Origin of the sequence: Rugamonas rubra, assembly GCF_900114705.1 — a bacterium.
Classification (GTDB): domain Bacteria; phylum Pseudomonadota; class Gammaproteobacteria; order Burkholderiales; family Burkholderiaceae_D; genus Rugamonas; species Rugamonas rubra.
This window is the reverse complement of sequence record NZ_FOTW01000006.1, coordinates 234,481-259,982: the sequence shown is the minus strand read 5'-3', so window position 1 is coordinate 259,982 and position 25,502 is coordinate 234,481. Positions and strand designations below refer to the sequence as shown.

The 25,502-nt window shown below is 67.0% G+C and carries 23 protein-coding genes and 1 tRNA gene; 10 read left to right on the top strand and 14 right to left on the bottom strand.

All coding sequences use genetic code 11. The annotated features are described in order from the left end of the window. Positions 1 to 3: 3 nt before the first annotated feature. A complete protein-coding gene (locus tag BM252_RS05650) occupies positions 4 to 1,536 on the top strand; it encodes a PepSY domain-containing protein (protein ID WP_093384803.1) in 1,533 nt (510 codons plus the stop codon). Positions 1,537 to 1,575: 39 nt separating this feature from the next. Here BM252_RS05650 and BM252_RS05645 read toward each other — a convergent pair whose 3' ends face one another. The 3 genes from BM252_RS05645 to BM252_RS05635 all read right to left on the bottom strand — a co-directional run bounded on the left by BM252_RS05645 (position 1,576) and on the right by BM252_RS05635 (position 5,091). Continuing rightward, positions 1,576 to 3,882, bottom strand: a complete 2,307-nt coding sequence (locus tag BM252_RS05645) for a DUF6351 family protein (protein WP_093384800.1) — start codon at positions 3,880 to 3,882, stop codon at positions 1,576 to 1,578. Positions 3,883 to 4,129: 247 nt separating this feature from the next. After that, entirely contained in the window at positions 4,130 to 4,312 is a 183-nt protein-coding gene (locus tag BM252_RS05640) for a hypothetical protein (protein ID WP_093384797.1), read from the bottom strand. A 50-nt stretch (positions 4,313 to 4,362) separates the two neighbouring features. Beyond that, positions 4,363 to 5,091: a TetR/AcrR family transcriptional regulator gene (locus tag BM252_RS05635; RefSeq protein ID WP_093384795.1), complete on the bottom strand. Its 729-nt coding sequence runs from the start codon at positions 5,089 to 5,091 to the stop codon at positions 4,363 to 4,365. A gap of 128 nt (positions 5,092 to 5,219) precedes the next feature. Between BM252_RS05635 and BM252_RS05630 the strand changes: the two genes are divergently transcribed. The 3 genes from BM252_RS05630 (at position 5,220) to BM252_RS05620 (ending at position 9,561) form a co-directional block, all read left to right on the top strand. Beyond that, positions 5,220 to 6,416: an HlyD family secretion protein gene (locus BM252_RS05630; RefSeq protein ID WP_093384792.1), complete on the top strand. Its 1,197-nt coding sequence runs from the start codon at positions 5,220 to 5,222 to the stop codon at positions 6,414 to 6,416. An 11-nt stretch (positions 6,417 to 6,427) separates the two neighbouring features. Continuing rightward, positions 6,428 to 8,038 carry a DHA2 family efflux MFS transporter permease subunit gene (locus BM252_RS05625; protein ID WP_093384789.1) on the top strand — a complete coding sequence of 537 codons (1,611 nt, stop codon included), beginning with the start codon at positions 6,428 to 6,430 and terminating at the stop codon, positions 8,036 to 8,038. Positions 8,039 to 8,112: 74 nt separating this feature from the next. After that, positions 8,113 to 9,561 (top strand): efflux transporter outer membrane subunit, encoded by a 1,449-nt coding sequence (locus BM252_RS05620; RefSeq protein ID WP_245774102.1) that lies wholly within the window; start codon positions 8,113 to 8,115, stop codon positions 9,559 to 9,561. Positions 9,562 to 9,695: 134 nt separating this feature from the next. Here BM252_RS05620 and BM252_RS05615 read toward each other — a convergent pair whose 3' ends face one another. Further along, on the bottom strand, positions 9,696 to 10,607 hold the full coding sequence (locus BM252_RS05615; protein ID WP_093384787.1) for a LysR family transcriptional regulator: 912 nt from the start codon (positions 10,605 to 10,607) through the stop codon (positions 9,696 to 9,698). Between the two features lie 106 nt (positions 10,608 to 10,713). On the opposite strand from BM252_RS05615, the gene BM252_RS05610 reads away from it, so the two are divergent. The 4 genes from BM252_RS05610 (at position 10,714) to BM252_RS05595 (ending at position 15,041) form a co-directional block, all read left to right on the top strand. Continuing rightward, positions 10,714 to 11,322, top strand: a complete 609-nt coding sequence (locus BM252_RS05610) for a short chain dehydrogenase (RefSeq protein WP_093384784.1) — start codon at positions 10,714 to 10,716, stop codon at positions 11,320 to 11,322. A gap of 203 nt (positions 11,323 to 11,525) precedes the next feature. Beyond that, positions 11,526 to 13,223 (top strand): dipeptidyl-peptidase 3 family protein, encoded by a 1,698-nt coding sequence (locus BM252_RS05605; RefSeq protein ID WP_093384782.1) that lies wholly within the window; start codon positions 11,526 to 11,528, stop codon positions 13,221 to 13,223. 273 nt (positions 13,224 to 13,496) lie between these two features. Beyond that, positions 13,497 to 14,189, top strand: coding sequence for a hypothetical protein (locus BM252_RS05600; RefSeq protein WP_093384779.1), 693 nt, complete (start codon positions 13,497 to 13,499; stop codon positions 14,187 to 14,189). A 129-nt stretch (positions 14,190 to 14,318) separates the two neighbouring features. After that, positions 14,319 to 15,041 carry a BON domain-containing protein gene (locus tag BM252_RS05595; RefSeq protein ID WP_093384777.1) on the top strand — a complete coding sequence of 241 codons (723 nt, stop codon included), beginning with the start codon at positions 14,319 to 14,321 and terminating at the stop codon, positions 15,039 to 15,041. A 168-nt stretch (positions 15,042 to 15,209) separates the two neighbouring features. Here the strand turns inward: BM252_RS05595 and BM252_RS05590 are convergent, their stop codons facing one another. Together BM252_RS05590 and BM252_RS05585 are read right to left on the bottom strand one after the other, a co-directional pair. Then, the gene (locus BM252_RS05590; RefSeq protein WP_093384774.1) at positions 15,210 to 17,336 is read right to left on the bottom strand and encodes an alpha/beta hydrolase family protein; all 2,127 of its coding nucleotides are present in this window, start codon (positions 17,334 to 17,336) and stop codon (positions 15,210 to 15,212) included. A 105-nt stretch (positions 17,337 to 17,441) separates the two neighbouring features. Then, complete coding sequence (locus BM252_RS05585) at positions 17,442 to 18,233, bottom strand: substrate-binding periplasmic protein (protein ID WP_139236310.1); 792 nt, start codon at positions 18,231 to 18,233, stop codon at positions 17,442 to 17,444. Between the two features lie 333 nt (positions 18,234 to 18,566). Here BM252_RS05585 and BM252_RS05580 point away from each other — a divergent pair, with 333 nt between their 5' ends. Next, positions 18,567 to 19,667 (top strand): trypsin-like serine protease, encoded by a 1,101-nt coding sequence (locus BM252_RS05580; protein WP_093384771.1) that lies wholly within the window; start codon positions 18,567 to 18,569, stop codon positions 19,665 to 19,667. A gap of 58 nt (positions 19,668 to 19,725) precedes the next feature. Here the strand turns inward: BM252_RS05580 and BM252_RS05575 are convergent, their stop codons facing one another. From BM252_RS05575 to BM252_RS05560, 4 genes are all read right to left on the bottom strand, one after another. After that, positions 19,726 to 20,334 carry a helix-turn-helix domain-containing protein gene (locus BM252_RS05575; protein ID WP_093384769.1) on the bottom strand — a complete coding sequence of 203 codons (609 nt, stop codon included), beginning with the start codon at positions 20,332 to 20,334 and terminating at the stop codon, positions 19,726 to 19,728. Between the two features lie 175 nt (positions 20,335 to 20,509). Next, positions 20,510 to 21,289 carry a substrate-binding periplasmic protein gene (locus tag BM252_RS05570; protein ID WP_093384766.1) on the bottom strand — a complete coding sequence of 260 codons (780 nt, stop codon included), beginning with the start codon at positions 21,287 to 21,289 and terminating at the stop codon, positions 20,510 to 20,512. Between the two features lie 204 nt (positions 21,290 to 21,493). Beyond that, on the bottom strand, positions 21,494 to 21,805 hold the full coding sequence (locus BM252_RS05565) for a PsiF family protein (RefSeq protein ID WP_093384763.1): 312 nt from the start codon (positions 21,803 to 21,805) through the stop codon (positions 21,494 to 21,496). 99 nt (positions 21,806 to 21,904) lie between these two features. Beyond that, positions 21,905 to 22,321 (bottom strand): YidB family protein, encoded by a 417-nt coding sequence (locus BM252_RS05560; protein ID WP_093384761.1) that lies wholly within the window; start codon positions 22,319 to 22,321, stop codon positions 21,905 to 21,907. Between the two features lie 17 nt (positions 22,322 to 22,338). On the opposite strand from BM252_RS05560, the gene BM252_RS29935 reads away from it, so the two are divergent. Next, on the top strand, positions 22,339 to 22,560 hold the full coding sequence (locus BM252_RS29935; RefSeq protein WP_139236308.1) for a hypothetical protein: 222 nt from the start codon (positions 22,339 to 22,341) through the stop codon (positions 22,558 to 22,560). Here BM252_RS29935 and BM252_RS05555 read toward each other — a convergent pair. The 4 genes from BM252_RS05555 to tfpB all read right to left on the bottom strand — a co-directional run bounded on the left by BM252_RS05555 (position 22,557) and on the right by tfpB (position 25,459). Next, entirely contained in the window at positions 22,557 to 23,084 is a 528-nt protein-coding gene (locus BM252_RS05555; protein WP_093384758.1) for a GNAT family N-acetyltransferase, read from the bottom strand. The genes BM252_RS29935 and BM252_RS05555 overlap by 4 nt on opposite strands. Beyond that, positions 23,072 to 23,413 carry a type II toxin-antitoxin system TacA family antitoxin gene (locus BM252_RS05550; protein ID WP_093385162.1) on the bottom strand — a complete coding sequence of 114 codons (342 nt, stop codon included), beginning with the start codon at positions 23,411 to 23,413 and terminating at the stop codon, positions 23,072 to 23,074. The genes BM252_RS05555 and BM252_RS05550 overlap by 13 nt, the downstream gene beginning before the upstream one ends. A gap of 121 nt (positions 23,414 to 23,534) precedes the next feature. Beyond that, positions 23,535 to 23,610, bottom strand: a tRNA-Lys gene (locus tag BM252_RS05545). 73 nt (positions 23,611 to 23,683) lie between these two features. Beyond that, positions 23,684 to 25,459: a type IV pilus assembly ATPase TfpB gene (gene tfpB / locus BM252_RS05540; RefSeq protein WP_093384755.1), complete on the bottom strand. Its 1,776-nt coding sequence runs from the start codon at positions 25,457 to 25,459 to the stop codon at positions 23,684 to 23,686. Positions 25,460 to 25,502: the final 43 nt, after the last annotated feature.

Genomic DNA, 25,502 nt, shown 5'->3' with positions numbered 1-25,502 from the left:
CGCATGAAGCGTCAAATCTATCTGCTGCACCGCTGGCTGGGCATTGTGCTGTGCCTGTTCATGGCGATGTGGTTCTTCTCCGGCGTGGTGATGATGTACGTCGGCTATCCGAAACTGACCCAGGCCGAGCGGCTCGCCGCGCTGCCCGAGTTGGACGGCACCGCCTGCTGCGCCTCGTTGCAGCGCTGGCTGGACAGCGCCGGCCGCAGCGAGGCGCCGACCGCGCTGCGCCTGACCACGGTGGCCGGGCAGCCGCGCGCGCTGCTCGGCTACGCCAACGGCGCCAGCCACGGCAAGGGCGGCGGCCGGGCCGAGCTGGTGGCGCTGGACGGCGCCGAGGGCGGCCGCGTCGACGGCGCCACGCCGGCGGCGGCGTTGGCGGCGGCGCGCGCCTTCATGCCTGGCGTCGCGACGAGCTACCTGGACCTGGTCGCCGAGGACCCCTACACGCTGTCGAAGGCGCTGGACGGGCTGCGCCCGCTGCACCGCGTGCAGATGGACGACGAGGCGGAGACGCGGCTGTACGTGTCGGCGCGCACCGGCGAGGTGGTGCGCGACGCCAGCGCGGTGGAGCGCGACTGGAACTGGGTGGGCAGCTGGATACATTGGCTGTACCCGTTCCGCGGCGGCGCCACCGATGCGCTGTGGAGCGACATCGTCATCTACACCGCGCTGGCGGCGACCGTGCTGGCGCTGCTGGGCATGCTGGTGGGGGTGTGGCGCTGGCGCTTTTCCGGCACCTTCCGCAGCGGTTCGCACTCGCCCTACCGCGAGCCGTGGATGCGCTGGCACCACGTGCTGGGGCTGGTGTTCGGCACGCTGGCGCTGAGCTTCATCTTCAGCGGCCTGCTGTCGATGAATCCGTTCAAGGTGTTCGACTCGGGCGCGCCGAAGGCGGCCCAGGCGGGCCGCTTGAGCGCCGCCCAGTTCGCGCTGCCGGCCGGCGAGGCCTTGCGCCGTCTGGCCGCCAGCGGCTTCGCCGCGCGCGAGCTGGAATGGCGCGTGGTGGACGGCGCCGGCTACTATTTGGCGCTGGACGGGCAGGGCGGCACGCGTCTGTTGGCCGCCGGCGCGCGGGCCGATGTCGATTTCAACACGGCGCCGCCCTTCGCCGCCTTCGACATGGCGCGGCTGCGCCAGCTGGGCGGCACGCTGCTGGCGCCGCACCGCATCGTCGCGGCCGACGTGCTGCGGCAGTACGACAGCTACTACTACAGCCGCGAGGCGCACACCATGACGGGCGGCCCGCGCCACCTGCCGGTGCTGCGCCTGAAGTTCGACGATCCCCACGATAGCTGGCTGTACCTGGACCCGGCCACTGGCGCCGTGGTCAAACAGGTCGACGGCCGGCAGCGCGCCAAGCGTTGGTTGTTCGGCCTGCTGCACAGCTGGGACTGGGCGCCGCTGATCGAGCGGCGCCCCTGGTGGGACTTGTGGATGGTGGCGATCAACGCCGGCGGTCTGCTGGTCAGCGTCAGCGGCATCGTCCTGGCCTGGCGCCGCCTGCGTCCGCGCGCCGCGCCGGCGCGCACCTGAGGGCCGGCGGCCGGCGACTGCGCGCCGGCCGCCGCCACCCTAGGGCTTGCTGACGTCGAACACCGGGTTGACCGGCGACGGCCCAAACGAGGCGTACGGCAGCACGGCCGTCTGGTTGACGCCCGGCTTGCTCCAGTCGCACACGCCGTTGGGGAAGATGGCGTTCAGGCGCGCCAGGCGGGCGGCGTCGAAGGTCACCTTGTAGTCGGCGGCGGCGACCGGCTTCAGTTCGCACTTCAGCTTGTCCGCCGCGAGCGGGCCACCGGCCTGGGCGCGGGCGAAGCTCCACGACGGCCACAAGGCGTTGCAGCTGCCGGCCGCGCCGCCGCTGCCCAGCGTTTGCGTCTGTGCGATGAACTGCGGGTTGCTCGAGTTGGTGAAGCAGCCGTCGACCGCCTCGGCCGGTTTTCGCGCGATCATCTTGTCGCGCTGCGTGCCGGCGCCCTTGTCGGCCTTGTAGGCGGCGACCCATTTGATGAAGGCGGCCCAGCCGTCGGCCTGCGCCTTGGCGTTGACGGCGGCCCGTTCGGCCATGCCCGGCGTGGTCTGGCCGAACAGGTCGGCGAAGCTGATCCCGCCGCGCCACATCACATGGTTCTTGGTGTCGCCGTTGGCCTTGAGCAGGCGCTCGCGCACGGCGAAGTGGAACCACTGGTAGTGGAAGAAGTTGTCCTCGTCGTAGATGTAGGACAGGTCGAACACGGGGATCGCCGCCAGGCCGCCGCCACCGCCCAGCTGCAGGCCGGACTGGTAGGCGCGCTTGATGGCGCCGGCGTCGCCGACCGTGCGGGCGGCGGTGTAGTTGCCGTCGCCGTCGTAGCCGCCGATCTTCTCGTTCAGGTCGAGGAACTGGTCGGGCGTGATGCTGCCGTCGTTGAGCTGGGCCAGGCCGTACTGCACGCCGACGTTGTCGAAGGGGCGCAGGGCGTAGCCCTTGGCGTCGACGCCATAGACGTTGCGGTTGATGTCGAACACGGTGGCGCGGGCGCCGCGCGGGTTGGTGGCCGCGTCCCAGCGCTGCGCCGCCGGCACGGCGGCGTTGAAGGCGCCGGCCAGGTAGGGGCCGCCGAAGGAGCCGGTGGTGGGGATGGTCTCGACCCGGCCCGAGACCGGGTCGGTGCGGCCCGACTGCACCGCCATGTCGTACCAGGCGCGGGCCGACTTGTGGCCGGACACGCCGACCATCTGCGCCTCGCCGACCAGGCCGGATTGGCTGGAGGTGTAGTAGTGGTTGAGCAGCTTGTCGTCCATCGAGGACAGGGCGATGGCCAGCGCGTCGGGGAAGGTGGTGTCGATGAAGACGCCGTCGAACAGGCCGGGGAAGGCGTCGGCCACCTGTTCGCTGGTGTAGGCGCCGCCCGAGCTGCCGACGCTGACGGTGAAGGCCGGCACGCCGAAGGTCTCGATGAAGCGCTCCTTGCCCATCATGGTGGTCTCGCCGGCGACGGTGGCGTTGCAGCTGTTGGTCGGGTGGTTCAGGGTGTTGGTGAACACGGCGTAACCCTCGCCCAGGCGGCTCAGGTAGTTGCCGGTGTAGGGGCTGACGCCCATCGCCGCGCCCTGCACATACCAGCCGGACGAGCAGCCGCTGCCGTGCACGGCGATCAGCCGCTTGTTCCAGCCGGCCGGCGGCGCCAGCGGCGTCGGCGCGGCGTCCTTGGCCGGGTTGAACAGGATGGCGTTCTGGTAGATGCCGCGGTTCATGGTGCCGGTCTCGACCCGCACCACGAAGGGCACGCTGGCGCCGGCGCTGGTGGTGGTCGTGGCGAGGTCGGCCGGCAGGGCGGCGCCGGCCGGCAGCGGCTTGAGCGCGCCGCCCGCCGTCGAGCGGTACAGGTAGTGCACCTTGGTCGGCGCCGAGCAGGCGGCGTCCGTCGCCGCGCCCAGCTTGCTGCCGTCGGGCAGCGCGAAGTCCTGCGTCTGGCAGTTGTAGGGCGTGGTTTGCGGGCCGGACAGCACCGGCCCGGTCAGCGGGTAGTTGCTCAGTTCGACGGTGGCGCTGGCGCCGCCGTAACTGCTGCTCAGGGTGTTGGCGCCGACTTTCATGTTGGCCACCAGGCCGACCAGGTGGCGCGGCTTGGCCGGGTCGGGGCGGAAGGCGCCGCCGACCTCGGCGCCGTTGAGCAGCACGTGCAGGGTTGGCGTGGCGCCGCCGACGATCTCGGGCAGGCCGATCTCGACCAGGGCGTCGCCGCCGGTGACATAGTCGGCCTTGGACGACAGCACGGTGATGGTGGGGGCGGCCTTGTTGTCGCCATGGTCGTTGGGATTGTTGCCGCAACCGGCGATCAGCGTGGCGCCGGCGACTGCGGCGACGGCGTAGTTCCTGAGGTTTTTGTCGGACATGTGGTTTCCATTGGATAGTCGGAATGTGCTCGCGCCGGGCCGCCCGTTTCCTCAAGGGAAATAGGCGTCCATCAACGCAAGCAACAATATTGACATAATAAATATTACTTTAGGCAATGATTTTGTCTAAAGCAATATTTCTGTGGAAACTATCTAACGGAATGTGACTTTTACCCCGGCGCTGTGTGTCGCGCGGCCGGCGGCCCCCGCTTGCGGCGCCCGCTTGCGGCCCCCGCTTGCGGCCGTGCTAGTTGACGGTGAAGCGCTGCGGGATCTCGATGCCGCCCAGGCGGGCCGCCTCGGCGTAGGACTGCATCTGGCGGATCGCCGCCTCCAGCTGGCTGGGGCTGGGGTCGGCCTGGAAGGTCTTGATGGTGTCGTTGAGCAGGGCGACTTGCCTGCTCCATTCGAGACGGTTGATGGTGCTCATACGGCCTCCTTTTTGTTAAAGGACTAGTATGGCATAAATTACATTGTTTCTCAGCGCAGAACACCGTTGAAGAACAAATCCAGCCCGTCTTTGACGCGGCGCAACTTTTCCTCCGTCGTCGGCGGCTGCTCGGGCGGGAACAGCAGGCGGGTCAGCTGGTCGCCGAGGATGCAGTTGATCAGGTGCACGGCCAGCATCTCGGCCGGCAGCTCGCTGCGCAGCTGGGCCTTGATGTCGGGCCGGGAGAACAGGCGCGACAGCAGTTCGCGCGTCTGCACCGGGCCGGCCTGGTTGAAGGTGGTGGCCAGCTCGGGCGTGCTCTTGGCCTCGGCGATGACCATGCGGTGCAGGCTGACGAAGGAGGGCACCGAGACCAGGTCGACGAAGCGGATCGAGAAGTCCATCAGGATCTCCTCGATCGGCCGGGTGTCGGTCTCCATGCTGCTCATGCCGGAGAAGTAGCGCGCCCGGCCCTTGGCGATGACGGCGTTGAGCAGGCCGGCCTTGCCGCCGAACTTGACGTAGATGGTGCGCACGGCGACGTGGGCCTCGCGGGCGATCATCTCCAGGCTGACCTTGCCGTAGCCCTTTTCCAGGAACAGGCAGGCGGCCGTGTGCAGCAGGCTTTCCAGCCGGGCCTCCTTGTCGGCGGCGCGCGGGCGGCCGGCGACCTTGCCGCAGCAGGCCAGTTCCAGGTCGTTGGCGACCAGCTCGGAGAGGGCGCCGGAGGCGTGCTCGGCCGTCTGGTCGGCCGGTTTTGAGGGGGCGGTTGTGTTCATCGGGTGCAATGGTAGTGGATGGCGATAATGTAGTCCAGTTCAAAATGAAATGCAATCGTTTCATTTCTTGACGTGGCGCATTTTTTGGCGAATAATGAACCTATCCCATTTCATTTCTGGAGCGCCGAATGTCCACCCAGCACAACCAAGCAGAACAACAAGTGCTCAGCGCCGTACACCCGGCGTCCGCATCGATTCCGGCCGGCACGCCGGCCGCCAACGCGCCGGCCGCCGCCGCGCCGAACCGGCGCGTGCTGGTGGTGGCCGGCGTCATCGCCGTGGCCGCCCTGCTGGCCGGCGGCCGCATGTGGTACCGCAGCCATTACTTCGTCGAGACGGAGAACGCCTATATTTCCGGCCACGTCCATCCGGTGTCGTCGCGCGTGGCCGGCGTGGTCACCCGCGTGCTGATCGAGGACAACCAGCTGGTCAAGGAGGGCGACGTCATCGCCGAGCTGGACCCGGTCGACCAGCAGGTCAAGGTCGAGCAGATCCAGGCGCAGATCGCCAGCGCCGAGCAGCAGGTGGTGCAGGCCGAGGCGCAGATCGCCCAGGTAAGGGCGCAGGCCAGCGCCGCCGGCGCCCAGGTGGCGCAGTCGGAGGCCCAGCTGCTGCGCGCCAAGCAGGACGCCGAGCGCTACGGCCAGTTGTACAACAGCCAGATGAAGGCCGTTTCCAAGGCCGAGCTGGACGCCGCCAACGCCGGCCGCTCCAGCGCCGTGGCCGACCTGGCCGCCAAGCGCGACAACGCCGGCGCCGCCAAGGCGCAGATCGCCTCCGCCGGCGCCTCGCGCGAGGTGTTCAAGGCCCAGGTCAACGTGCTGCGCGTGCAGCTCAAGGACGCCCAGCAGCAGCTCGGCTACAACCGCATCGTCGCGCCGGTCGCCGGCCGCATCGGCAAGCGCTCGATCGAGGTGGGCCAGCGCGTCCAGCCGGGCCAGTCGCTGACCGCCATCGTGCAGCAGAACGTTTGGCTGACCGCCAACTTCAAGGAAACCCAGCTGGCCGAGCTGCAGCCGGGCCAGCACGTCAGCGTGAAGATCGACGCCATGCCGGGCAAGACCCTGGTCGGCACCGTCGACAGCTTCGCGCCGGCCTCCGGCGCCCAATTCGCCCTGCTGCCGGCCGACAACGCCACCGGCAACTTCACCAAGATCGTCCAGCGCGTGCCGGTCAAGATCGTCTTCAAGCCCGAGGACATCAAGGCCATGAACGGCCGCCTGGTGCCGGGCATGTCGGCGCTGGCCGAAGTGGAAGTGAACCAAACCGAACACGCTAAAGCGGCCGCGACGGCGGCGGCACCTGCGGCAGCCACGGCACACTAAGGGAAGCTGCGATGACCAGCACCACGCAGACCCTGCCGCCCGGCGCCAAGCCGCTCGGCCCGCCGATGGTGGGCGAGCATGTCTCGATGCGCACCTGGCTGGCGGTCGCCGCCGGCATGTTGGGCGCCTTCATGGCGGTGCTCGACATCCAGATCACCAACTCCTCGCTGAAGGACATCCTCGGCTCGCTCTCGGCGACGCAGGAGGAGGGCTCCTGGATCGCCACCGCCTACCTGGTGGCCGAGATCGTCGTCATCCCGATGACGGCGCTGCTGACCCGCGTGTTCACCATGCGCGGCTACATGATCGGCACCACCGCCCTGTTCCTGCTGTTCTCGACCCTGTGCGGCTTCGCCTGGAACCTGCCGAGCATGATCGCCTTCCGCATGATGCAGGGCTTCACCGGCGGCGCGCTGATCCCGATGGCGATGACCCTGGTGATGGCCAAGCTGCCGCCGTCCAAGCGCGCCACCGGCATGGCCATCTTCGGCCTGACCGCCACGCTGGCGCCGTCGATGGGGCCGACCTTCGGCGGCTACCTGAGCGAGCTGTACGGCTGGCCGTCGATCTTCTACATCAACTGGGTGCCGGGCCTGCTGCTGATCGGCGGCATCGCCTACGGCCTGGACCGCGAGAAGGTCCAGCTCGACCAGCTGTTCAAGGCCGACTGGCTGGGCATCGCCTTCATGGCCGTCGGCCTGGGCAGCCTGACCGTGTTCCTCGAGGAGGGCAATTCGAAGGACTGGTTCGACTCGCTGTTCATCATCACCTTCGCCGCGCTGGCCATCGTCGGCCTGCTCGGTTGGACCGTCACCAGCACCACGCGCAGCCAGCCCTTCGTCAACCTGGGCCTGTACGGCCAGCGCAACTTCCTCGCCGCCACCGCGCTGTCGGCGGCGATGGGCATGGGCCTGTACGGCTCCTCCTTCCTGCTGCCGCTGTACCTGGGCCAGATCGCCGGCTACTCGCCGATGCAGATCGGCGAGGTCATCATGTGGGCCGGCCTGCCGCAGCTGTTCATCATGCCCTTCGTGGCCAAGCTGTCGTCGAAGGTCGACAACCGCATCCTGTGCACCTTCGGCCTGCTGCTGTTCGGCGGCTCCTGCCTGATGAACGCCTACATGGACGCCAGCACCGGCTACGACCAGCTGCTGCTGTCGCAGGTGGTGCGCGCCATCGGCCAGCCCTTCGTCATGCTGACGCTGTCGAACTTCGCCATGAACGGCATCACGCCGAAGGACATGCCGTCGGCCTCGAGCCTGATCAACATGACGCGCAACCTGGGCGGCTCGATCGGCATCGCCCTGCTGGCCACCGCGCTGAGCACCCGCGAGCACTTCCACTCGCAGCGCCTGGGCGAATCGGTCACCGGCTTCGCCGGCGCCACCCAGGAGCGGCTCGACGCGCTGACCCAGTCCTTCATGGGCAAGGGCTTCGACGCCACCAGCGCCGCCGACATGGCGCTCAAGGCGGTCGACGGCATCGTCCGCCGCGAGGCCTATGTGATGGCCTACAACGACGGCTTCTTCCTGACGGCGGCGGTGCTGTTCGGCTGCATCTTCGTCCTGTGGTTCTCGGACAAGGTGAAGGCTCCTTCTAGCGGTGGCGGCGGCGCGCACTAGGCGCGAACCGCACCAAGCGAAAACGATTTATACAATATTCTGAGGTGAACACCATGTTGACAGGTTTTAAACGCATGACACTGGCCGCAGCCGTCGCGCTGGCAGTGGGCGGCTGCGCCACCGTCGGTTCCGACTTCGCCGCGCCGCAGGCGGGCGCCGAGACCGGCTTCCGCCACCAGGGCGCCGCAGCGTCGGCCGAAGCGGCCCGGCTGCCGGCACAATGGTGGACGGTGTTCGGCGACGACTCGCTGAACCGGCTGGAGCAGAGCGCGCTGCGCGACAACCCGAGCGTCAAGGCGGCCGCGCAGCGGCTGCTGCAGGCGCAGGCGCAAGCGGGTGTGACCCGCGCCGGCCAGGGCGTGCAGGCCAACGTCAGCACCTCGGTGGCCAATTCGCGCACCTCGGCCAACACCTCGCAGTCGCTGGCGCTGGGCGGCCGTTCCATCGAGGGCAACCAGTACACGGTGGGCGCCTCGATGTCCTACGAGCTGGACCTGCTGGGCCGCGTGCGCCGCATGGTCGAGGCCTCCGACGCCCAGGCGCTGGCGGCCGAGGCCGACCGCGACGGCGTGCTGCTGCTGTTGTCCTCGCAGGTGGCCAGCACCTACTGGCAGTTGCGCGGCATGGACGCCGAGCTGGCCATCCTGCGCGGCGCGCTGGACACCCGCCACGAGACCGAGCAGCTGGTCACGGCGCGCTTCGACGCCGGCCTGTCGAACGAGTTGGACGTGTCGCGCGCCCGCATCGAAAGCGCCAACGCCCAGGCCGACCTGCACGAGATCCAGCGCCAGCGCAAGCTGCTCGAACACAGCCTGGCGACGCTGGTGGGCGCCTCGCCGTCGACATTGCAACTGCCGGCTGCGGCCGGCAGCGCCTTGCCGCCGCCGCCGGCCATTCCGGTCGGCCTGCCGGCCAGCCTGCTGGCCCAGCGTCCCGACCTGGCCGGCAGCGTGGCCGGCCTGCGCGCCGCCAACGCGCAGATCGGCGTGGCCGAGGGCGCGTTCTATCCGTCGCTCAGCCTGACCAGCAATTTCGGCTTCGCCTCGGAGAACCTGCGCGAGCTGGCCAAGGGCGGCTCGCGCCAGTTCAGCGTTGGCCCGCTGGCGCTGTCGCTGCCGATCTTCGACGGCGGCCGCAACCGCGCCAACCTGGCCGTGGCCAAGGCGCGCTACGAGGAGGCCGTGGCCAACCACGAGGGCAAGCTGCTGACGGCGCTGCGCGAGGTGGAGGACGCGTTGTCCGACGTTGAACAGCGCCAGCGCCAGGGCCAGGCCCAGGCGGCCTCGCAGGTGGCCTCGGCGCGCGCCTACCTGGTGGCGCGGGCGCGCTACGAGCGCGGCGTGTCGAGCTACCTTGACGTCACCGACGCCCAGCGCAGCGCGCTGTCGGCCGACCGCGCCGCCGCGCAGATCAACACCCAGCGCCTGCTGGCCACGGTGGCCGTGGCGCGCTCGCTCGGCGCCGGCTGGCAGGCCTCGCCGGCGCTGGCGTCGGCCACGCAGGGCGCCGCCAAGGCGCAGTAAGAAGTAGCAAGTTGCGCGCCGGCGGCGCCGGGAAAACCCCGTGCCCAAGGGGTCTGACCCCGTACGGGGTCAGACCCCGAGCGTCGCGAATCGGGGTGGCGCTAACATTTCGGGCGGCGTTCGCCGCCCGCTCCCTACGCGGAAGAGGCCAGCGGCAAATGTGCCGCTGGCCCGAAGCGTTCCAGCATGAAGTCGATGAAGGTGGTCAGCTTGGGCGTCGCCTGGCGGTCGCGCGGATACACCAGATGCATCGGCTTGGGCGCCGGCAGATACTCCTCCAGTATCGGCAGCAGCCGGCCCGCCGCGATATCCTGCGCCAGCAGCACCTCGGCCTGCATCACAATCCCAAAACCGCACAGCGCCGCCATGCGCAACGCCTGGCCGTTGTTGGAGCGGAAGCGGCCCGGCGGGATCATCTGCGCGCCGTCGCTGCCGTCCAGGCGCCAGCGCAGGCTGTGCTGCCACGGCGTGAAGTCGAGGCATTCGTGCGCGGCCAGTTCGCTCGGCCGCCGCGGCCGGCCGCGCCGCGCCAGATACTCCGGCGAAGCGCAGATCACCATCGCATACGGGAACAGGGCGCGCGCCACCATGCTCGAATCCTCCAGCCTGCCGATGCGGATCGCCGCGTCGTAGCCCTCGTCGACCAGGTCGACCGTGCGGTCGTTCAAGTTCAAATCCAGGCTCACCTCGGGGTGCAGCGCCAGGTAGTCGGTCATGGCCGGCCCCAGCCACTCGCTGCCGAAGGAAACCGGCGCGGTGATCTTCAGGCGGCCGCGCGGCGCGGCGCGCATCGCCTCGGCGCCGCTCTCGGCGGCGGCGATCTGCGCCAGGATGGCGCGGCACTGCTCGACGTACTGTTGGCCGATCTCGGTCAGGCTCTGGCGCCGCGTGGTGCGCGTCAGCAGGCGCGCGCCCAGGCGCTCCTCCAGCTGCGCGATGTGCTTGCCCACCATGACCGGCGAGATGGCGCAGGCGCTCGCCGCGCCGGTGAAGCTGCCGGCGTCGACCACGGCGACGAAGACTTCCATGCTGCGTAGCTTGTCCATGGATTGCATACTGTGGGTTAGTAATGTTGTTCATGGTAGCGCATTTATTCCTCAAGCGAATGAGTCCATACTGATTGCACTTATCACAACTCAGAGGAGCAGCATCATGAAAGTACTCGTCATTGGCGCCACCGGCACCGTCGGCTCGGCTGTCACCGAGGAACTGGGCAAACGCCACCAAATCGTCACCGTCGGCGGCAAGGGCGGCCAGTACCAGGTCGACATGGCCGACATCGCCCAGGTGCGCCGCCTGTTCACCGAGGCCGGCAAGAGCGGTAAGTTCGACGCCGTGGTGGTCACCGCCGGCGTGCTTCACTTCGCGCCGTTGGCCGAGTTCACACCCGAGCAGTACCGCATCGGCCTCGACAGCAAGCTGATGGGGCAGGTCAACGTCGCCCTGGTGGCGCAGGAGCATTTGAACGACGGCGGCTCGATCACCCTCACCAGCGGCATCGTCAGCGAGCAGCCGATCCGTGGCGGCAGCAGCGCCAGCATGGTCAACTCGGCGCTGGAGGGCTTTGTGCGCGGCGCCGCCATCGATCTGCGGCGCGGCCTGCGCATCAACGTGGTCAGCCCGACGGTGCTGGAGGAGGCGCTCGACACCTACGGCCCCTTCTTCATCGGCTTCGAGCCGGCCAAGGGCAGCCGCGTCGCGCTGGCCTACAGCCGCAGCGTCGACGGGCCGCAGACCGGCCAGACCTTCCGCGTTTGGTAAGCAGAGGTAGATGCCGCTGAGCCAAGGCGCAGGCGGCTCCCACACCACCCACAGGCAAAGAGCCAGGGTCAGACCCTTAGGGTCTGACCCTCGATTTTCGCTGGTGGGTTTTTGCAGATGGACCTGGATTACAATAAGCGCCCATGGCGCAGAGGCGGGCCACGAACCCGCCTTTTTCTATTCCATCCACCCCCAAAGGTCCCATGAAAAAACTCCTGCTTCCCTTGCTGCTGGCCGCTGCCGGCGGCGCCGTCGCCGCGCCGGCCACTGTCGCCGAATTGAACAAGATGGCCGCGCGCTACGCGCCGGTCGAGCTGAAGGCCGACACGTCCAAGCTGTCGGCCGGCGACAAGAAGGCCATCGCCAAACTGATCGAGGCGGCCAAGATCGTCGACGTGCTGCAACTGCGCCAGCGCTGGTCGCACAACGAGGCGCTGTGGGCCGCGCTGCAAAAGGATACGACGCCGCTGGGCAAGGCGCGCCTGAACTACTTCTGGCTCAACAAGGGGCCGTGGTCCATCCTCGACGGCCACGACGCCTTCCTGCCGGCGCAGCTGGCCGGCATCGCCATCCCGGCCAAGAAGCCGGAGGCCGGCAACTTCTACCCGGCCGGCGCCGGCAAGGAGGCGCTGGAGGCGTGGATGAACGCGCTGCCGGCGGCCGACAAGGAGCAGGCGCAGTGGTTCTTCACCACCATCCGCAACGACGCCGAGGGCAAGTTCAAGATCGTCAAGTATTCGGACGAATACAAGGCCGAGCTGGAGAAGCTGGCCGCGCTGCTGCGCGAAGCGGCCGCCGCCACCGACAACGCCTCGCTGAAGAAATTCCTCGCCCTGCGCGCCGACGCCTTCCTGTCCAACGACTACCTGGCCTCCGACTTCGCCTGGATGGACCTGGACGCGCCGGTCGACATCACCATCGGCCCCTACGAGACCTACAACGACGAGCTGTTCGGCTACAAGGCCGCCTTCGAGGCCTACGTCAACATCCGCGACCAGAAGGAGACGCAGAAGCTGGACTTCTTCGCCAAGCACATGCAGGAGCTGGAGGACAATCTGCCGCTCGACGCGCAATACCGCAACGCCAAGGTCGGCGCGCTGGCGCCGATGGTGGTGGTCAACCAGGTGTACGGCGCCGGCGACGGCAACATGGGCGTGCAGACGGCCGCCTACAACCTGCCCAACGACGAGCGCATCATCAGCCAGCGCGGCTCCAAGCGCGTGATGCTGAAGAACGTGCAGGAGGCGAAGTTCAAGTCGACGCTGACGCCGATCTCCAAGCTGGTGCTCAAGCCGGCCGACCAGAAGGACCTCGACTTCGATTCCTTCTTCACCCACATCCTGGCGCACGAGATCACCCACGGCCTCGGTCCGCACCTGACCAAGAACGGCGGCAAGGAGTCGACGCCACGGCAGGACCTGAAGGAGGCCTACTCGACCATCGAGGAGGCCAAGGCCGACATCACCGGCCTGTTCGCGCTGGGCTACATGATGGACAAGGGCCAGTTGAAGGGCACGCTGGGGCAGGGCGAGGCGGCCGAGCGCAAGCTCTACACCACCTTCCTGGCGTCGGGCTTCCGCACGCTGCATTTCGGCCTGACCGACTCGCACGCGCGCGGCATGGCGATCCAGATGAACTACCTGCTCGACAAGGGCGGCTTCATCTCGCACGGCGACGGCACCTTCGCGGTCGACTTCAAGAAGATCAAGCAGGCGGTGATCGACCTGGACCGCGAGTTCCTCACCATCGAGGCGACCGGCGACTACGCCCGCGCCAAGGAGATGATGGTCAAGTACGTGGTGATCCGCCCCGACGTGCAGAAGGCGCTCGACAAGATGAAGACGGTGCCGAACGACATCCGTCCGGCCTTCAGCACGGCCAAGGCCTTGTTGGCCAAGTAAGCGCTTGCCGCCCGGCCTTTGCTTGCCCAAGGTGCCGGCGGCTACAACACCACCCAACGGCGCAAGCCAGGGTCAGACCCTAGGGTCTGACCCTCGATCTGTGGCGCGGGTTTTCTTCGCTTAGCTGCGCTCGTCCCTTCCAATCTGGCCCGCCGGCCTTGCCTCGGCCTCAATCATTCCACTTTTTCTACGTAGAAAAATACTGTGGAAGTTACTGCTCCAAAGCAATTTTCTTTGCGCTGAGCATGCTAGAGTTGGTGCACGGAATCCACCATGCACAAGCTCATCCTATCCCTCCTCCTCCTCGGCGGCGCCAGCGTAGCGGCCTCGGCCGCGTCGTTGACCGACGTCGAAACCCGCTGGCTGTCGGCCGGCGCCCCCGTGCTGGCCTACGCCAAGCAACTGCAACTGCCGATCGACATCATCGTCCAGCCGCAGTCCGGCCCCAACGATGTGCCGCTGGCGATGGGTTTCGACCACGGCCGCTGCAAGCTGGTGCTGTCGATGCGCGGCAACCCGCAGGCCGAGAGCGTGCTCGACAGTGTGCCGGCCGAGCAGCGCGGCGTGCTGATCGAGGCCATCACCGCGCACGAGGTCGGCCATTGCTGGCGCTACGCCCAGGGCTCCTGGCATGTGCTACCGACCGGCTTCGTCGAAGTCGGCCACCAGCAGGCCGAGCGGCCCGAGCTGCTGGAGATGTCGAAGGAGATGCGCCTGACCCAGCGCGAGGAGGGCTTTTCCGACTTGCTGGCGCTGGCCTGGACGGCGCAGCGCCATCCGGCCGAGTACGCCCAGGTGCACCAGTGGCTGAGCCGCTTGCGGCGCGGCGCCGGTGCCGCCGGCGCCTCGCACGACACCAGCGCCTGGCTGCAGCTGGCGCGCGACGGCACGGCGTTCGGCCCCGCCGCAACTCCTTTCGAACAAGTCACTGTGCTGTGGAGCAAAGGCTTGTTGGGCGAGGATTGATGCGCCACAAGGCGTGCGCTGTTCGATTGCCTTTTTGATCTGATTTCCCCGATTGTGTGTGGTCCCGCACAGAGCGTCGTTCTGTGTGGGGATTAAATCTCCATGTCAACCACACAAAAGGGACACATCATGAACAAACTACTCCTCCTTGCCTTGGCAGGCGCCACCAGCGTCAGCTTCATGGCCAGCCCGGCGATGGCGCAGACGCGCGACACGGCCGCCTACAAGCAGGCGAGCAACAAGGCCGCCGACGACTACAAGATGACCAAGGCCAAATGCGACCAGCAAAGCGGCAACGCCAAGGACTTGTGTGTGCAGGAGGCCAAGGCGGCCCGGGCACGCGCCGACGCCGACGCCGTGGCGCAGTTCAAGAACGATAAGAAGGATGTGCAAAAATCCCGCATCGCCGTGGCCGACGCCGACTACGACGTGGCCAAGGCCAAGTGTGCCGACATGGGCGACAGCAAGGGCAACTGCATGCGCGAGGCCAAGGTGACCCACACGGCGGCCGTCAACGACGCCAAGGCCGAGCAGCGCGCCGCCACCACCGCCCAGGCCAACGCCGATTGCGACCGGCTGAGCGGCAGCGACAAGGCGGCCTGCGTGGCGCGCGGCAAGAGCGCCTCGGCCGGCGAGGCGGTGGCCGACACCGTCATCACCACCAAGGTGAAAGCCGACCTGATCAAGGAACCGGACTTGAAGGCGATGGACGTGCATGTGGAGACCGTCAACGGCGTGGTGATGCTGAGCGGCTTCGTGCCGTCCCAGGCGGAGGCCGACAAGGCGGTGCAACTGGCGCGCGGCGTAAAGGGCGTGACCGAGGTGCAGAACGGCTTGCAGATCAAGAAGTAGGCGGCGGATATGCCGGGGGGCCGCGTTGGCGGCCCCCGTCGATGTTGATCCACCCTGCGGCGCAGTGTTGCCGCAGGGTGGTTTTTTTTAGGCCATCGCCAGCGGCGCGAGCCGGTGGGGCTTGCTGCATGCCGGCGACGCCGCGTGTTACTTCAAAACCAACACGGCCTACTTCAGATACTTGGCCAGCCAGCCGTGCACCTCGCTGTAGAAGTAGCGGCTGTTCTCGCCCTTCAAGATCCAATGGTTCTCGTCGGGGAACACCAGCAGCTTGCTCGGCACGTTCAGGCGTTGCTGGGTGGCGAAGTTCATCAGCGCGTTGTTGGCCGGCACGCGGTAGTCCAGCTCGCCGACGGAGATCAAAATCGGCGTGAGGAAGCCGGTTCCCTTGTCGTGGTTGCCGGCCTGCATTACCGGACTCTGCTCGCGCCACACCGGCAGCCCGCCCCAGACCGGGCCGCCGCTGTTGACCTCGCGGCCGTGGATGCTGTCGCTGGTGCCCCACTGCATCACCAGGTCCATCTCGCCGGCGTGCGAGACGAAGGCCTTGTAGCGCGTGGTGGTGGCCTGTAGCCAGTTGGCCAGGTGGCCGCCGTAGCTGGCGCCGCCGGCGGCCAGCTTGCCGCCGTCGATGAAGGCGTATTTCTTGACGGCCTCGTCGACGGCCTGGTTGATGTGTTCGCCCGGCCCCTTCAGCGGATCGAACTGGATGGCGCGGGCGAACTCCTCGCCGTAGCCGGTGGAACCCTTGTAGTCGGTCAACAGCACCACGTAGCCGGGCCGGGCCAGCAGGTGGTAGTTCCAGCGCAGCACGAACTGGTCGCGCCACATGTTGGCGGCGCCGCCGTGCATGACGGCGAACAGCGGATACTTCTTGCTCGGGTCGAAGTTGGCCGGCTTGACGATCATGTTGTGGACCTGCCGGCCGTCGGCCGCCTTGAACCAGAAGTGCTCGGCCGGCAGCCAGTCGATGGCGGCGGCCTGCTCGGTGTTGAAGGCGGTCAGGCGCTTGGGCGCGCCGTTGAAGGCGTACACCTCGGGCGGGTTGACCGCGGACTCCCACACGCCGACCAGGGCCTTGCCGCCGGCGTTGAGCGAGTTGATCGCGCCGCTCGGCGCCGAGGCCTCGTCGCGCAGGTCGCCGCCGTCGTAGGCGATCGAGTGCAGCTGCTCCAGGCCGGCGTGCTCGTAGCTGAAGTAGACCCTCTTTCCGCCCTCGGGCAGGGCGTAGCGCGAGATCGAGCGGTCCAGCTTGGCCGTCAGGATCTGCGGCTGGGGGCTGCGCATCGGCCAGGCGAAGGCGGCCAGGCGCTCCAGGTCGTAGACCTTGCCGGCCTCCTCGGCCTGGGTCAGGCAGAACAGCGTGTTGCCATCGGGCGAGAACTTCAGCTCGCTATAGCTGTGCTCGTCGGCGGTCAGCTTCCAGGCCTCGCCGCCCTTGGCCGAGACGGCGAAGATCTGCGTGGTGGCCGAGGCGCGCGCCTGCTGGTCGCGGTTGGTCGAGGCGGCGAACACCACGCTCTTGCCGTCCGGCGCCCAGATCGCGCCGAGCGACTGGCCCTCGTCGCCCTGGCCGCCGCCGAAGCCCGGCATGGCCGCCACCTTGCTGGTGGCCAGCAGGCTGCGCGCCGTGGCGCCGGCCTGGGCGTCCATGACGAACAGGCGCACCTGCTTGTCGTCGAGCCACTTGTCGAAGAAGCGCGGCGGGAAGCTCTCGTAGGCGCGCGCGCTGGTCTTGCGCTCCTTGCGCTCCTTGAAACTCTTCTTGACCTCGTCCTCGCCGGCGTTGCCGGGGAAGATGTCGCTGACGAACAGCAACTGCTTGCCGTCCGGACTCCACTTCGGCTGGCGCGCGCCCAGGGTCAGCGTGGTCAGGCGCTGCGCCTCGCCGCCGGCGGCGACGTCGATGCGGTACAGCTGGGCGGCCTCGTCGCCGTCGCGCTTGGCGACGAAGACCAGCTGGCGGCTGTCGGGCGACCAGGCGGCGGCGCTTTCGCCGCCCTTGGAGAAGGTCAGGCGGCGCGGCGCGCCGTCGTCGAGCAGCGACTTGATCCACAGGTCGGACCACTGCTCCTTGCTGTCGTAGGCCGGCTCGGTGACCGAGAACACGGCCCATTTGCCGTCCGGGCTGGGCACCGGCGCGCCGACCCGCTTCATCAGCCAAACGTCCTCGTGGCTGATGGCGTGCTTGGCGGTGGCGGCGGCGGCGGCGGCCGGCGCGGCGGCGTGGCTGGCGCCGCAGCCGAGGGCGGCGGCCAGCAGCAGGCCGAGGGGGAGGCGGTGGAGCGGGATCATCGGGCTATCCTGGGGGCGAGAGTGTTGGAAGCGGCGATATTGGCCAAAACATCTCTTGCTGTCAATCAAGATTACATTTGTTCCCGCCCGCTACTATTGATTCCCTTATTGATCCCATTTGCGCAGCAGGCGTTCCAGTTCGCCGCGCCGCTCCAACAATTGCAGCGCATGGCGCAGCCGCGCGACTTGGCCGGGGTCGACATGCTTGCCCACCGCCAGATACAGCGGCGCCGTCTCCATCACCACGGGCAGGATCTTGACCTTGCCGGCGGCGCCGTTGCGCTTGAGGAAGGCGCGCAGGCCGGGGCTGCGGTGCAGGAACAGGCGGCCGCGGCCGGCGATCAGCTTGTGCAGGTTCATCGGCGGGCTGGTCGAGCTGGCGTCGATCTGCAGGCCGCCCAGTTGTTCGAGCACGGTGGTGGTGGCGAAGCCGCGGTTGGCCAGCACCACGCCGTTGCCGCCCAGGCGGCGCACGTCGTCCCAGTCGTTGACGACGACGTCGTCGTCGACGCGCGCCAGCAGGTGGTAGGCGATGGGGAACAGGGGCGGATCGAGGAAGAGGAACTTGGCGTCGCGTTCGGCGGTGTGCTGCACCGCGCAGGCGGCGTCCTGGCCGCCGCTGGCCAGCTCGCTGTAAATGCGGATCAAGGGCATCCAGCGTTGGTCGCCGACGAAGGCCAGGCCGGGGTCGATCTTTTCGATGGCGCGGAAGATGTCGATGCACAGGCCGGCGATGGCGCCGCCGCGTTCGGCGCCGATGAACTTCGGCTCGGTGCCCTCCTGGGCGGCGACGCGCAACGCCAGCGGCGCGGCCGGCGCCGCGCCGGCCGGCCCCAGCAGCACGGCGCCGCACAGCAGGCAGCGCCGGCCCAGCGACAGTAGGAAGGAGAGTGGCATGGCAGGCTCCGGGCCGAAAACCGACCCGTCCATTTGAGCATAGTTCGTCCTTGCTTGGAACGACAACATGAACACTTCATGCGCTGCGCCAGCATGCCCGGCGCGACCGAATTATCCACGCCGATATGAAAATTTCTAATGTAAAAGATAAGTTTTTGCAATGAAAATGTGTCGAAAATATATTCTTTTCCGAATTCAATTGTTTCTCATTAAGCAATGATATATTTGCATCCACTTACTGATGGGCTTGCCGGGAACGCGCCCGGCGGGCGGCAGCCAAGTACTCCAAGGTAGATTCACCCATCAACAATTCCTAAAATAGAGGTGCGTTTCATGGTCGTTTCCTTCACTCCGTTCAAGCTCGCCACCCTCTCGCTCGCCCTGCTCGCCGCCGGCGCGGCCCAGGCCGGCCCGCAGACCCCGCTGACCGGCAACACCTCGTCGCCGTCGGACTGGCATTTCCTGCCGGGCCAGAGTTTCAACGGCGTCGTCGGTGCCCTCGACGGCGTCGCCCGTCTGAGCTTCACCAAGCCCTCCGGCGCCAGCTACGCCTGCTCGGGTTCGCTGCTGGCCGGCGGCGCCTACGTGCTGACGGCGGCCCACTGCGCCGACAGCTTCACCTCGATGAAGGTCGATTTCGGTTGGGCCGACGGCAAAGCCCAGGTCAGCCGCACGGTGGCGGTCAAGGACTCCATCGTCAATCCGAATTGGAGGGGCCAGCTCGACACCGGCGCCGACATGGCGCTGCTGCGCCTGAGCGCGCCTGTGACCGGCATCGCCGGCTACCATTTGAGCACCACCAACGACGTCGGCAAGGACTTCCTGATGGCCGGCTACGGCACCACCAGCGTCGGCGGCAGCAACGCCGAGACCGGCTGGGGCGACCGCCGTTTCGGCCACTACGGCTACAACACCTTCGACGTCGACAGCGCCACCTTCAACCGGGTCACCAGCCAGTACGTCGGCGACGCGCTGGGCGGCTACGATCCGGCCTACTACGCACCCGGCACCACCTACATGAGCGACTTCGACGATGGCGGCAGCAACCGGAACACGCTGGGGCGCATCGCCGGCTCGACCGGCAACGCCTGGTCCAGCGGCCTGGGGCAGGGCGCCAACGAGGCCTTGATCGCCGGCGGCGATTCCGGCGGCGGCGACTTCGTCTGGAACGGCAAGGAGTGGTTGCTGTCGGCGGTGCACTCGTGGGGCTGGCAGGGCAGCGAAGTGTGCCCGGCCTTCGGCCTGAACAATTGCGACGCCAGCGCCAGCAACAGTTCGAGCTTCGGCGACCTGTCCGGCTCCAGCGCGACCTTCTCGCACATCGCCTGGATCAACCAGGTGACGGCCGTGCCGGAGCCGGAAACCTACGCGATGATGCTGTCGGGCATGGCCCTGCTGGGCGCGCTGGCGCGCCGCCGCAAGCAGCCGGCCTAGGCGCCGGCTCGGTGGAGGCACCACGGGGCCCCGGCGTCGACGCGGCGGGGCCCCGTGTCTATTTCTCGGCCTTGCGGCGCAGTGGCAGCGGCGTCACCGGCGCCAGCACGAAGGCGCAGCTCATCAGCAGGTCGCGGCCCGGCGCGCGCGGGCGGCTCATCAGCTCGCACAGCCGTTCGAGCAGCACGTTGGCCTCGGCCAGTTCCTCGGCCGACAACCAGGCTTTGTTGCGCGCGGCCCACAATTGCCGCTGCGCGCCGTCGACCACCACGTCCGGCATGTCGAGCGCCTGCTCGAAATCCTGGCAGGCCACCTGCAGCAGGCCGCGGGCGAACTTGTGCAGCGCCTCGGTGTTGCCGTCCGGACCGGTCTGATAGGCCAGGCGCAGCGGCGCCGTGTGGTCGCCCGGCAGGCGGTAGCGGCGCTCCTCGCCGCGCTCGCCGTCGAATTCCTGGATCAATCCCGCCTTGCACAGGATGCGCAGGTGATAATATAGCCCGTCGGCGTGGCGCCCCAGTTGCGAGGCGAGCGCGGCGGCGCTGGCCTGGCCGCCCATCGCGGCCAGCGTGTCGACCAGTTCCTGGCGTGCCGGCGAGGCGAGGATCTTGATGCGTTCGGGGTCGCTGATGGCACGGAAATTGATGGCGGGACGTGGCGAACGTGACATGGCGGAATCCGTGTTGTTGAAATTGTTGCCTATTATTTCAACAAAATGCAATTTATGCAAGCTTGTTGCCGAATTAGCTCCACGATCCCGCACACCCCCCCCTTGCTTGGCCGCGAAGGCGCGCCGCCGCGCCGCCGCCGCCGCACTGCCCGGCCCGGCTGCGGCGCGGTCGCGCTCAGCGTGCAGGGTCGCGCGGCAAGCGCGCCATCAATTCCTGGTAGCGGCCGTTCGCCTTCAGCCGCTTCAGCCCCTGGTCGAACAGCGCCAGGTAGCGCGCGTGGTCCGGCGCCTTGCGCGAGAACATCATCCGGTAATGCCACTGCTGGTAGCTGGGCGTGTGGCCGACCAGCTCGCGCTCGGCGGCGCTGAAGCGCTGCAGCAGCAACTGGCTGCCGATGGTGCGCGACAGGTCGACCGCGTCGAAGCGGCCGACCAGCAGCTTGTGCAGGTTGCTCAGCTCGTCGCCGCTGGCCTCGAAGCGCAACTCGCCGCGCCGTTCGGCCTGCGCCAGCGGCTCGGCCTTGGCCGAGCCCAGCGGCAGGCCGATGGTGATACCGCGCAACGCCGCCAGGTGCTCGACCTTGCCGTCCCAGGCCAGCGGCTTGTCCTTGCGGAAGAACAACACCAGGTCGTCGCTGAAAATGATATCGGAAAAATCGCAGACGGCCTCGCGTTCCGGCGTGCGGCCCCACAACGCCGAGGCGTGCGACTGGCCGCTGCGAACCTGGGCGTAGGCGCGTTGCCAGGGGCGGAACTCGAAGTCGACGGCGATGTCGGCGCTGGCGAAGACCTCCTCGATCAACTGCGCCACCACGCCGTAGCGCGGCAGGCCGGCGCCCAGCATCGGCGCCCATTCGCCGAGCACGACGCGGACGCGTTCCCGCTCCGCCGGCCGGCCCCACAGGGCGCCGCAGGGCAGGGACAGCAACAGCGTCAAGGTGCTCCGCTTGCGCATACTCGATCTCCAGCGTGGGCCATGCCGCAACAAAAATTGCTTCTCAATTTTACTTCACCTGGCAAACAAACTAGCATGAAGCATCCTTGATGCGATGAAACAGGAATCGTTCCGCGCCCCGCCGCCGCTGTGGGGCGACGGCGTCGCGCATGAAAAAACCGCCGGGCGTTGCCGGCCGGCGGTTTTTTTGGAAGAGGGGGGAGCTTACTTCGGTGCGCTCAGGCACTCCTTCATGAAGGCCTTGCGCTCGTCGCCTTTTTTGCCGGCGGCATCGGCGTTGCAGGTTTTCATTTTGCTTTGCTGGGTGGCCGGCGCCGAGGCGGCGGCTGGCTTGGCGGTCAGGCATTCCTTCATGAAGGCCTTGCGCTCGTCGCCTTTTTTACCGGCGGCGTCGGTGTTGCAGGTGGCCATCTTGGACTGCTGCGCGGTTTTCGGCGCCGAGGTGGCTTCCGGCGCGGCGGCGAAGGCGGCGCTGGCGAAGCAGGCGAGGGCACATACGGCGAGGATTTTTTTCATGGTCGGTCCGTGTAGGTTGTCATGGTGGCTAGGGCTTGCCTGTGCGGCAAGAAACTATACTATAGCCGCCCGCCGCACAGAAGAACTTTGCGCGGCCGCTCAGCCGAACAGCTTGCCCTTGAGGAAATCGAGGCCCTGGTCGAGCGCGCCGCCCTCGGGGATTTGGCCGTTCGGCGTCAGGCTGTCGATGATCTGCGGCAGCAGCTGGGCCAGGCCGGTGGCGGCGTGCTCAGGTTCCAGTCCGGCCTGCTGGGCGAGTTGCGCGATGTGTTCGCCGCCGAGCGCGTCGCTGATCTGGTTGCCCGACACGGTGTGGTTGTCGCCCGTGCCTATCCACGAGGCGACTTGGTCGCCCAGGCCGCTGGCCTGCAGTTTTTGCACCAGGCCGGACAGGCCGCCGGCGTTGTTCAGCATGGCCATCACGCCGTTCAACAGTTCGCCTTGCGGCACCGGGTCCTGCTGTTGCGCGCCCAGCGATCCCATAACCTGGCCGGCCAATTGATCGAGTAGTCCCATGATGTGCTCCAGAGTGAGTGGGTGAATGGAAGGTTGCCGCAGCGGGCAGGATTGCCAATGTGATACTAACTCAAATCGCCGCGCCGCAAGCTTCGGCGCGGGCAAATCGCGCGGTGGAATTTTTCATGCGGTTGGGCAAAACTGCTGAATGCGATCTGGGACTTGTTTCGGCAGGCGTGCTTGCTGACGATCAATTTGAGACTGGCAGGGTCTACGGCCTGTTGCGCGGCGAATCCTAGCTAAACGCGGCAAGCACGGTTTCAATCGGCAAGAACATGGTGCGGCTATCCACCGGGTATTCTATGAATTCCGCACATCTCAAATAGAAACGTTTCGCGCTCTCATCTTTAGCATGGACGAGTACTGCACCGATACCAATACTTTGCGAGGCGATGGCGATACGGCGCAGTGCATCCGCGAGAATGTCGGCGCCGAGTCCTTTACCCGCATGATCGCGGCTGACGGCCAGCCGCCCGATGATCGATACTGGAATGGTTTGGGGCGCGTTGCGCCGGATCTTGCTGGGCGTTGAGTCACGTTCAACAGCGCCAGCCAAAATGGCGTAATACGCTACTACCTGTTTGCCCATGCCAACGACATAGGTGCGTGAGAAGCGGCTTTGGTTTTTCAATGCTCTTTGTTGCAACCAATCGTTTAACGCTGGTTCGCCACAATCGAATCCTGAAAGCTCATGTTCGGCAGTCAAAGAAACCGGTGGTGATAGACGAGATTGTGGTTGCGTCGAACCCTCTAGCTCTTCCATGACGGAACTCGGCGCAGTAGTGACTGCAATTTCGATCCTGGCGCTGGGGGATTGTCGAGCGCCTGTATGAAGGCGTCGAAATACTCGGAGTTTAGTACGAACAGGCGTTGATCAAGAAGTACATCGACTGCTTGCCGCCTTGCACTTTCAACCATGAATTCCGTGCGGGTCTTGCCGAGAATCGCAGCTGCTTCGTCAATCAACTGTCGAGTACTGGCATCAATGCGCAGGTTTATGCTGCCTTTTGTTTGGTTCGCAGCAGGTCGTTCAGCAACAGCAACTGTGGCTGAACCCGCATGATCCGGTGATGCGGCGCGCGATTTTGGCATAAATTCAGTATCCTCCACTGTAACTACAGCGTCAATACGGGAATTTGTGAAATGCGACTGCAGAAACAAAAAAAGGAATTACGATCACTCGTAACTCCTTGATTTGCTACTGCTAAATTCGTGGTAGGCCGTGCGGGATTCGAACCTGCGACCAACGGATTAAAAGTCCGCTGCTCTACCAGCTGAGCTAACGACCCGAAAGAGGCCGTATTATATACAGCCCTTTGCCAACCGCCAAGGGTTTTCTTCGCCCGTTTTCTCGGCCGGGCGTCAGTTCAGCGCCGCCGTCACCTTCAGCACTTCCTCGGCGCTGGTGACGCCCTCGATGATCTTCATCGCGCCGGCGATGCGCAGCGGCTTCATGCCGTCGGCCATGCTTTGCCGGCGCAGCGCGTGGATGTCGCTGTCCTCCTGGATCAGCTTGCTGAACGCCTCGCTCACCGTCAGCAGCTCGTAGATGCCGGTGCGGCCGCGGTAGCCGGTCTGGCGGCACTCCGGGCAACCGACCGGGCGGTAGACGGCGGTTGGCTTGGCCAGTTGCCAGGCGCCGCCTATGCCCTGCCAGATGTCGTCGGCGATGCTGCCGTCGGCCGTCTTGCAGTCCGGGCACAGGGTGCGCACCAGGCGCTGCGCCATGATGCCGACCAGGGTCGCCTCCAGCAGGTAGTAGGGCACGCCCAGTTCGAGCAGGCGCATCACCGCCGACGGCGCGTCGTTGGTGTGCAGCGTCGACAGCACCAGGTGGCCGGTCAGCGCCGCCTGGATCGCCATCTCGGCGGTGGCCAGGTCGCGGATCTCGCCGACCATGATGATGTCCGGGTCCTGCCGCATCAGCGCGCGCACGCCGTCGGCGAAGGACAGGTCGATGCCGGGCTGCACCTGCATCTGGTTGAAGGCCGGCTCGACCATTTCGATCGGGTCCTCCACCGTGCAGACGTTGACCTCCGAGGTGGCCAGCGCCTTCAAGGTGGTGTACAGGGTGGTGGTCTTGCCCGAGCCGGTCGGCCCGGTGACCAGGATGATGCCGTGGGCGCGCTTGGTCAGCGCGTCCCAGCGCGCCGCGTCGTCGGGCGGGAAGCCCAGCTCGGGCAGGGTCTTGACCACCACATCGGGGTCGAAGATGCGCATCACCAGCTTCTCGCCGAAGGCCGTCGGCAGGGTCGACAGGCGCAGCTCGATCTCCTGGCCGCCGCCGGTGCGGGTCTTGATGCGGCCGTCCTGTGGCCGGCGCTTCTCGATCACGTCCATGCGGCCGAGCAGCTTGATGCGTGCCGTCATGGCGATCATCACCACCGCCGGCACTTGGTAGACCTGGTGCAGCACGCCGTCGATGCGGAAGCGGATGGTGCCCAGCTCGCGCTTGGGCTCGAGGTGGATGTCGGAGGCGCGCTGCTCGAAGGCGTACTGCCACAGCCAGTCGACGATGTTGATGACGTGCTGGTCGTTGGCGTCGACCTGGCGGTTGTTCTTGCCCAGCTCGACGAGCTGCTCGAAGTTGTTGCGCAGCGCCAGGTCCTGGCCGTTGCTCTTGTTGGCCTTCTTGATCGACTTGGCCAGGCTGAAGAACTGCGAGATGTACTGGGCGATGTCGAGCGGGTTGGCGATCACGCGGCGGATCGTGCGGCGCGACACCTTGGCGATCTCGGCCTCCCACTCGTGGGCGTAGGGGTCGGCGGTGGCCACCACCAGGGTGTCCTGGCTCAGTTCGACGGGCAGGATGTTGAAGCGCGCCGCGTAGCTGGCCGACATCACGTCGGCCACCTTGGTGAAGTCGATCTTCAGCGGGTCGATGTGGATGAAGGGCAGCTCGACGCGGCCGGCCAGCCAGGCGCTGAGCAGGTCGAGCGTGAGCTGCTTGTGCGGCGCGGCGGCCGACGTCAGCTTGCAGTGGGCCACCGCGCACAGCGGGTGCATGTTGCCGATGGCGTTCTTCAGGATGCCCTGGGCCTGGGCGTAGTGGGCCTTGACGTTGGCCTTCTCGACCATGCCGTCGGCCAGCAGCCAGCTGAAAATCAGTTGCAGATCGAGCACTTTGGGTGTGGACATGCGCACGGCCACCTTCCTTCTGGCGCGGCGCGGCCTTGCGGCC

What these genes read in the sequence shown, in the direction of transcription:
- BM252_RS05650 (WP_093384803.1), top strand. Translation starts at nt 4, where the DNA reads ATGAAGCGTCAAATCTATCTGCTGCACCGCTGGCTGGGCATTGTGCTG.
- BM252_RS05645 (WP_093384800.1), bottom strand. Translation starts at nt 3,882, where the DNA reads ATGTCCGACAAAAACCTCAGGAACTACGCCGTCGCCGCAGTCGCCGGC.
- BM252_RS05640 (WP_093384797.1), bottom strand. Translation starts at nt 4,312, where the DNA reads ATGAGCACCATCAACCGTCTCGAATGGAGCAGGCAAGTCGCCCTGCTC.
- BM252_RS05635 (WP_093384795.1), bottom strand. Translation starts at nt 5,091, where the DNA reads ATGAACACAACCGCCCCCTCAAAACCGGCCGACCAGACGGCCGAGCAC.
- BM252_RS05630 (WP_093384792.1), top strand. Translation starts at nt 5,220, where the DNA reads ATGTCCACCCAGCACAACCAAGCAGAACAACAAGTGCTCAGCGCCGTA.
- BM252_RS05625 (WP_093384789.1), top strand. Translation starts at nt 6,428, where the DNA reads ATGACCAGCACCACGCAGACCCTGCCGCCCGGCGCCAAGCCGCTCGGC.
- BM252_RS05620 (WP_245774102.1), top strand. Translation starts at nt 8,113, where the DNA reads ATGACACTGGCCGCAGCCGTCGCGCTGGCAGTGGGCGGCTGCGCCACC.
- BM252_RS05615 (WP_093384787.1), bottom strand. Translation starts at nt 10,607, where the DNA reads ATGGACAAGCTACGCAGCATGGAAGTCTTCGTCGCCGTGGTCGACGCC.
- BM252_RS05610 (WP_093384784.1), top strand. Translation starts at nt 10,714, where the DNA reads ATGAAAGTACTCGTCATTGGCGCCACCGGCACCGTCGGCTCGGCTGTC.
- BM252_RS05605 (WP_093384782.1), top strand. Translation starts at nt 11,526, where the DNA reads ATGAAAAAACTCCTGCTTCCCTTGCTGCTGGCCGCTGCCGGCGGCGCC.
- BM252_RS05600 (WP_093384779.1), top strand. Translation starts at nt 13,497, where the DNA reads ATGCACAAGCTCATCCTATCCCTCCTCCTCCTCGGCGGCGCCAGCGTA.
- BM252_RS05595 (WP_093384777.1), top strand. Translation starts at nt 14,319, where the DNA reads ATGAACAAACTACTCCTCCTTGCCTTGGCAGGCGCCACCAGCGTCAGC.
- BM252_RS05590 (WP_093384774.1), bottom strand. Translation starts at nt 17,336, where the DNA reads ATGATCCCGCTCCACCGCCTCCCCCTCGGCCTGCTGCTGGCCGCCGCC.
- BM252_RS05585 (WP_139236310.1), bottom strand. Translation starts at nt 18,233, where the DNA reads ATGCCACTCTCCTTCCTACTGTCGCTGGGCCGGCGCTGCCTGCTGTGC.
- BM252_RS05580 (WP_093384771.1), top strand. Translation starts at nt 18,567, where the DNA reads ATGGTCGTTTCCTTCACTCCGTTCAAGCTCGCCACCCTCTCGCTCGCC.
- BM252_RS05575 (WP_093384769.1), bottom strand. Translation starts at nt 20,334, where the DNA reads ATGTCACGTTCGCCACGTCCCGCCATCAATTTCCGTGCCATCAGCGAC.
- BM252_RS05570 (WP_093384766.1), bottom strand. Translation starts at nt 21,289, where the DNA reads ATGCGCAAGCGGAGCACCTTGACGCTGTTGCTGTCCCTGCCCTGCGGC.
- BM252_RS05565 (WP_093384763.1), bottom strand. Translation starts at nt 21,805, where the DNA reads ATGAAAAAAATCCTCGCCGTATGTGCCCTCGCCTGCTTCGCCAGCGCC.
- BM252_RS05560 (WP_093384761.1), bottom strand. Translation starts at nt 22,321, where the DNA reads ATGGGACTACTCGATCAATTGGCCGGCCAGGTTATGGGATCGCTGGGC.
- BM252_RS05555 (WP_093384758.1), bottom strand. Translation starts at nt 23,084, where the DNA reads ATGGAAGAGCTAGAGGGTTCGACGCAACCACAATCTCGTCTATCACCA.
- BM252_RS05550 (WP_093385162.1), bottom strand. Translation starts at nt 23,413, where the DNA reads ATGCCAAAATCGCGCGCCGCATCACCGGATCATGCGGGTTCAGCCACA.
- tfpB (WP_093384755.1), bottom strand. Translation starts at nt 25,459, where the DNA reads ATGTCCACACCCAAAGTGCTCGATCTGCAACTGATTTTCAGCTGGCTG.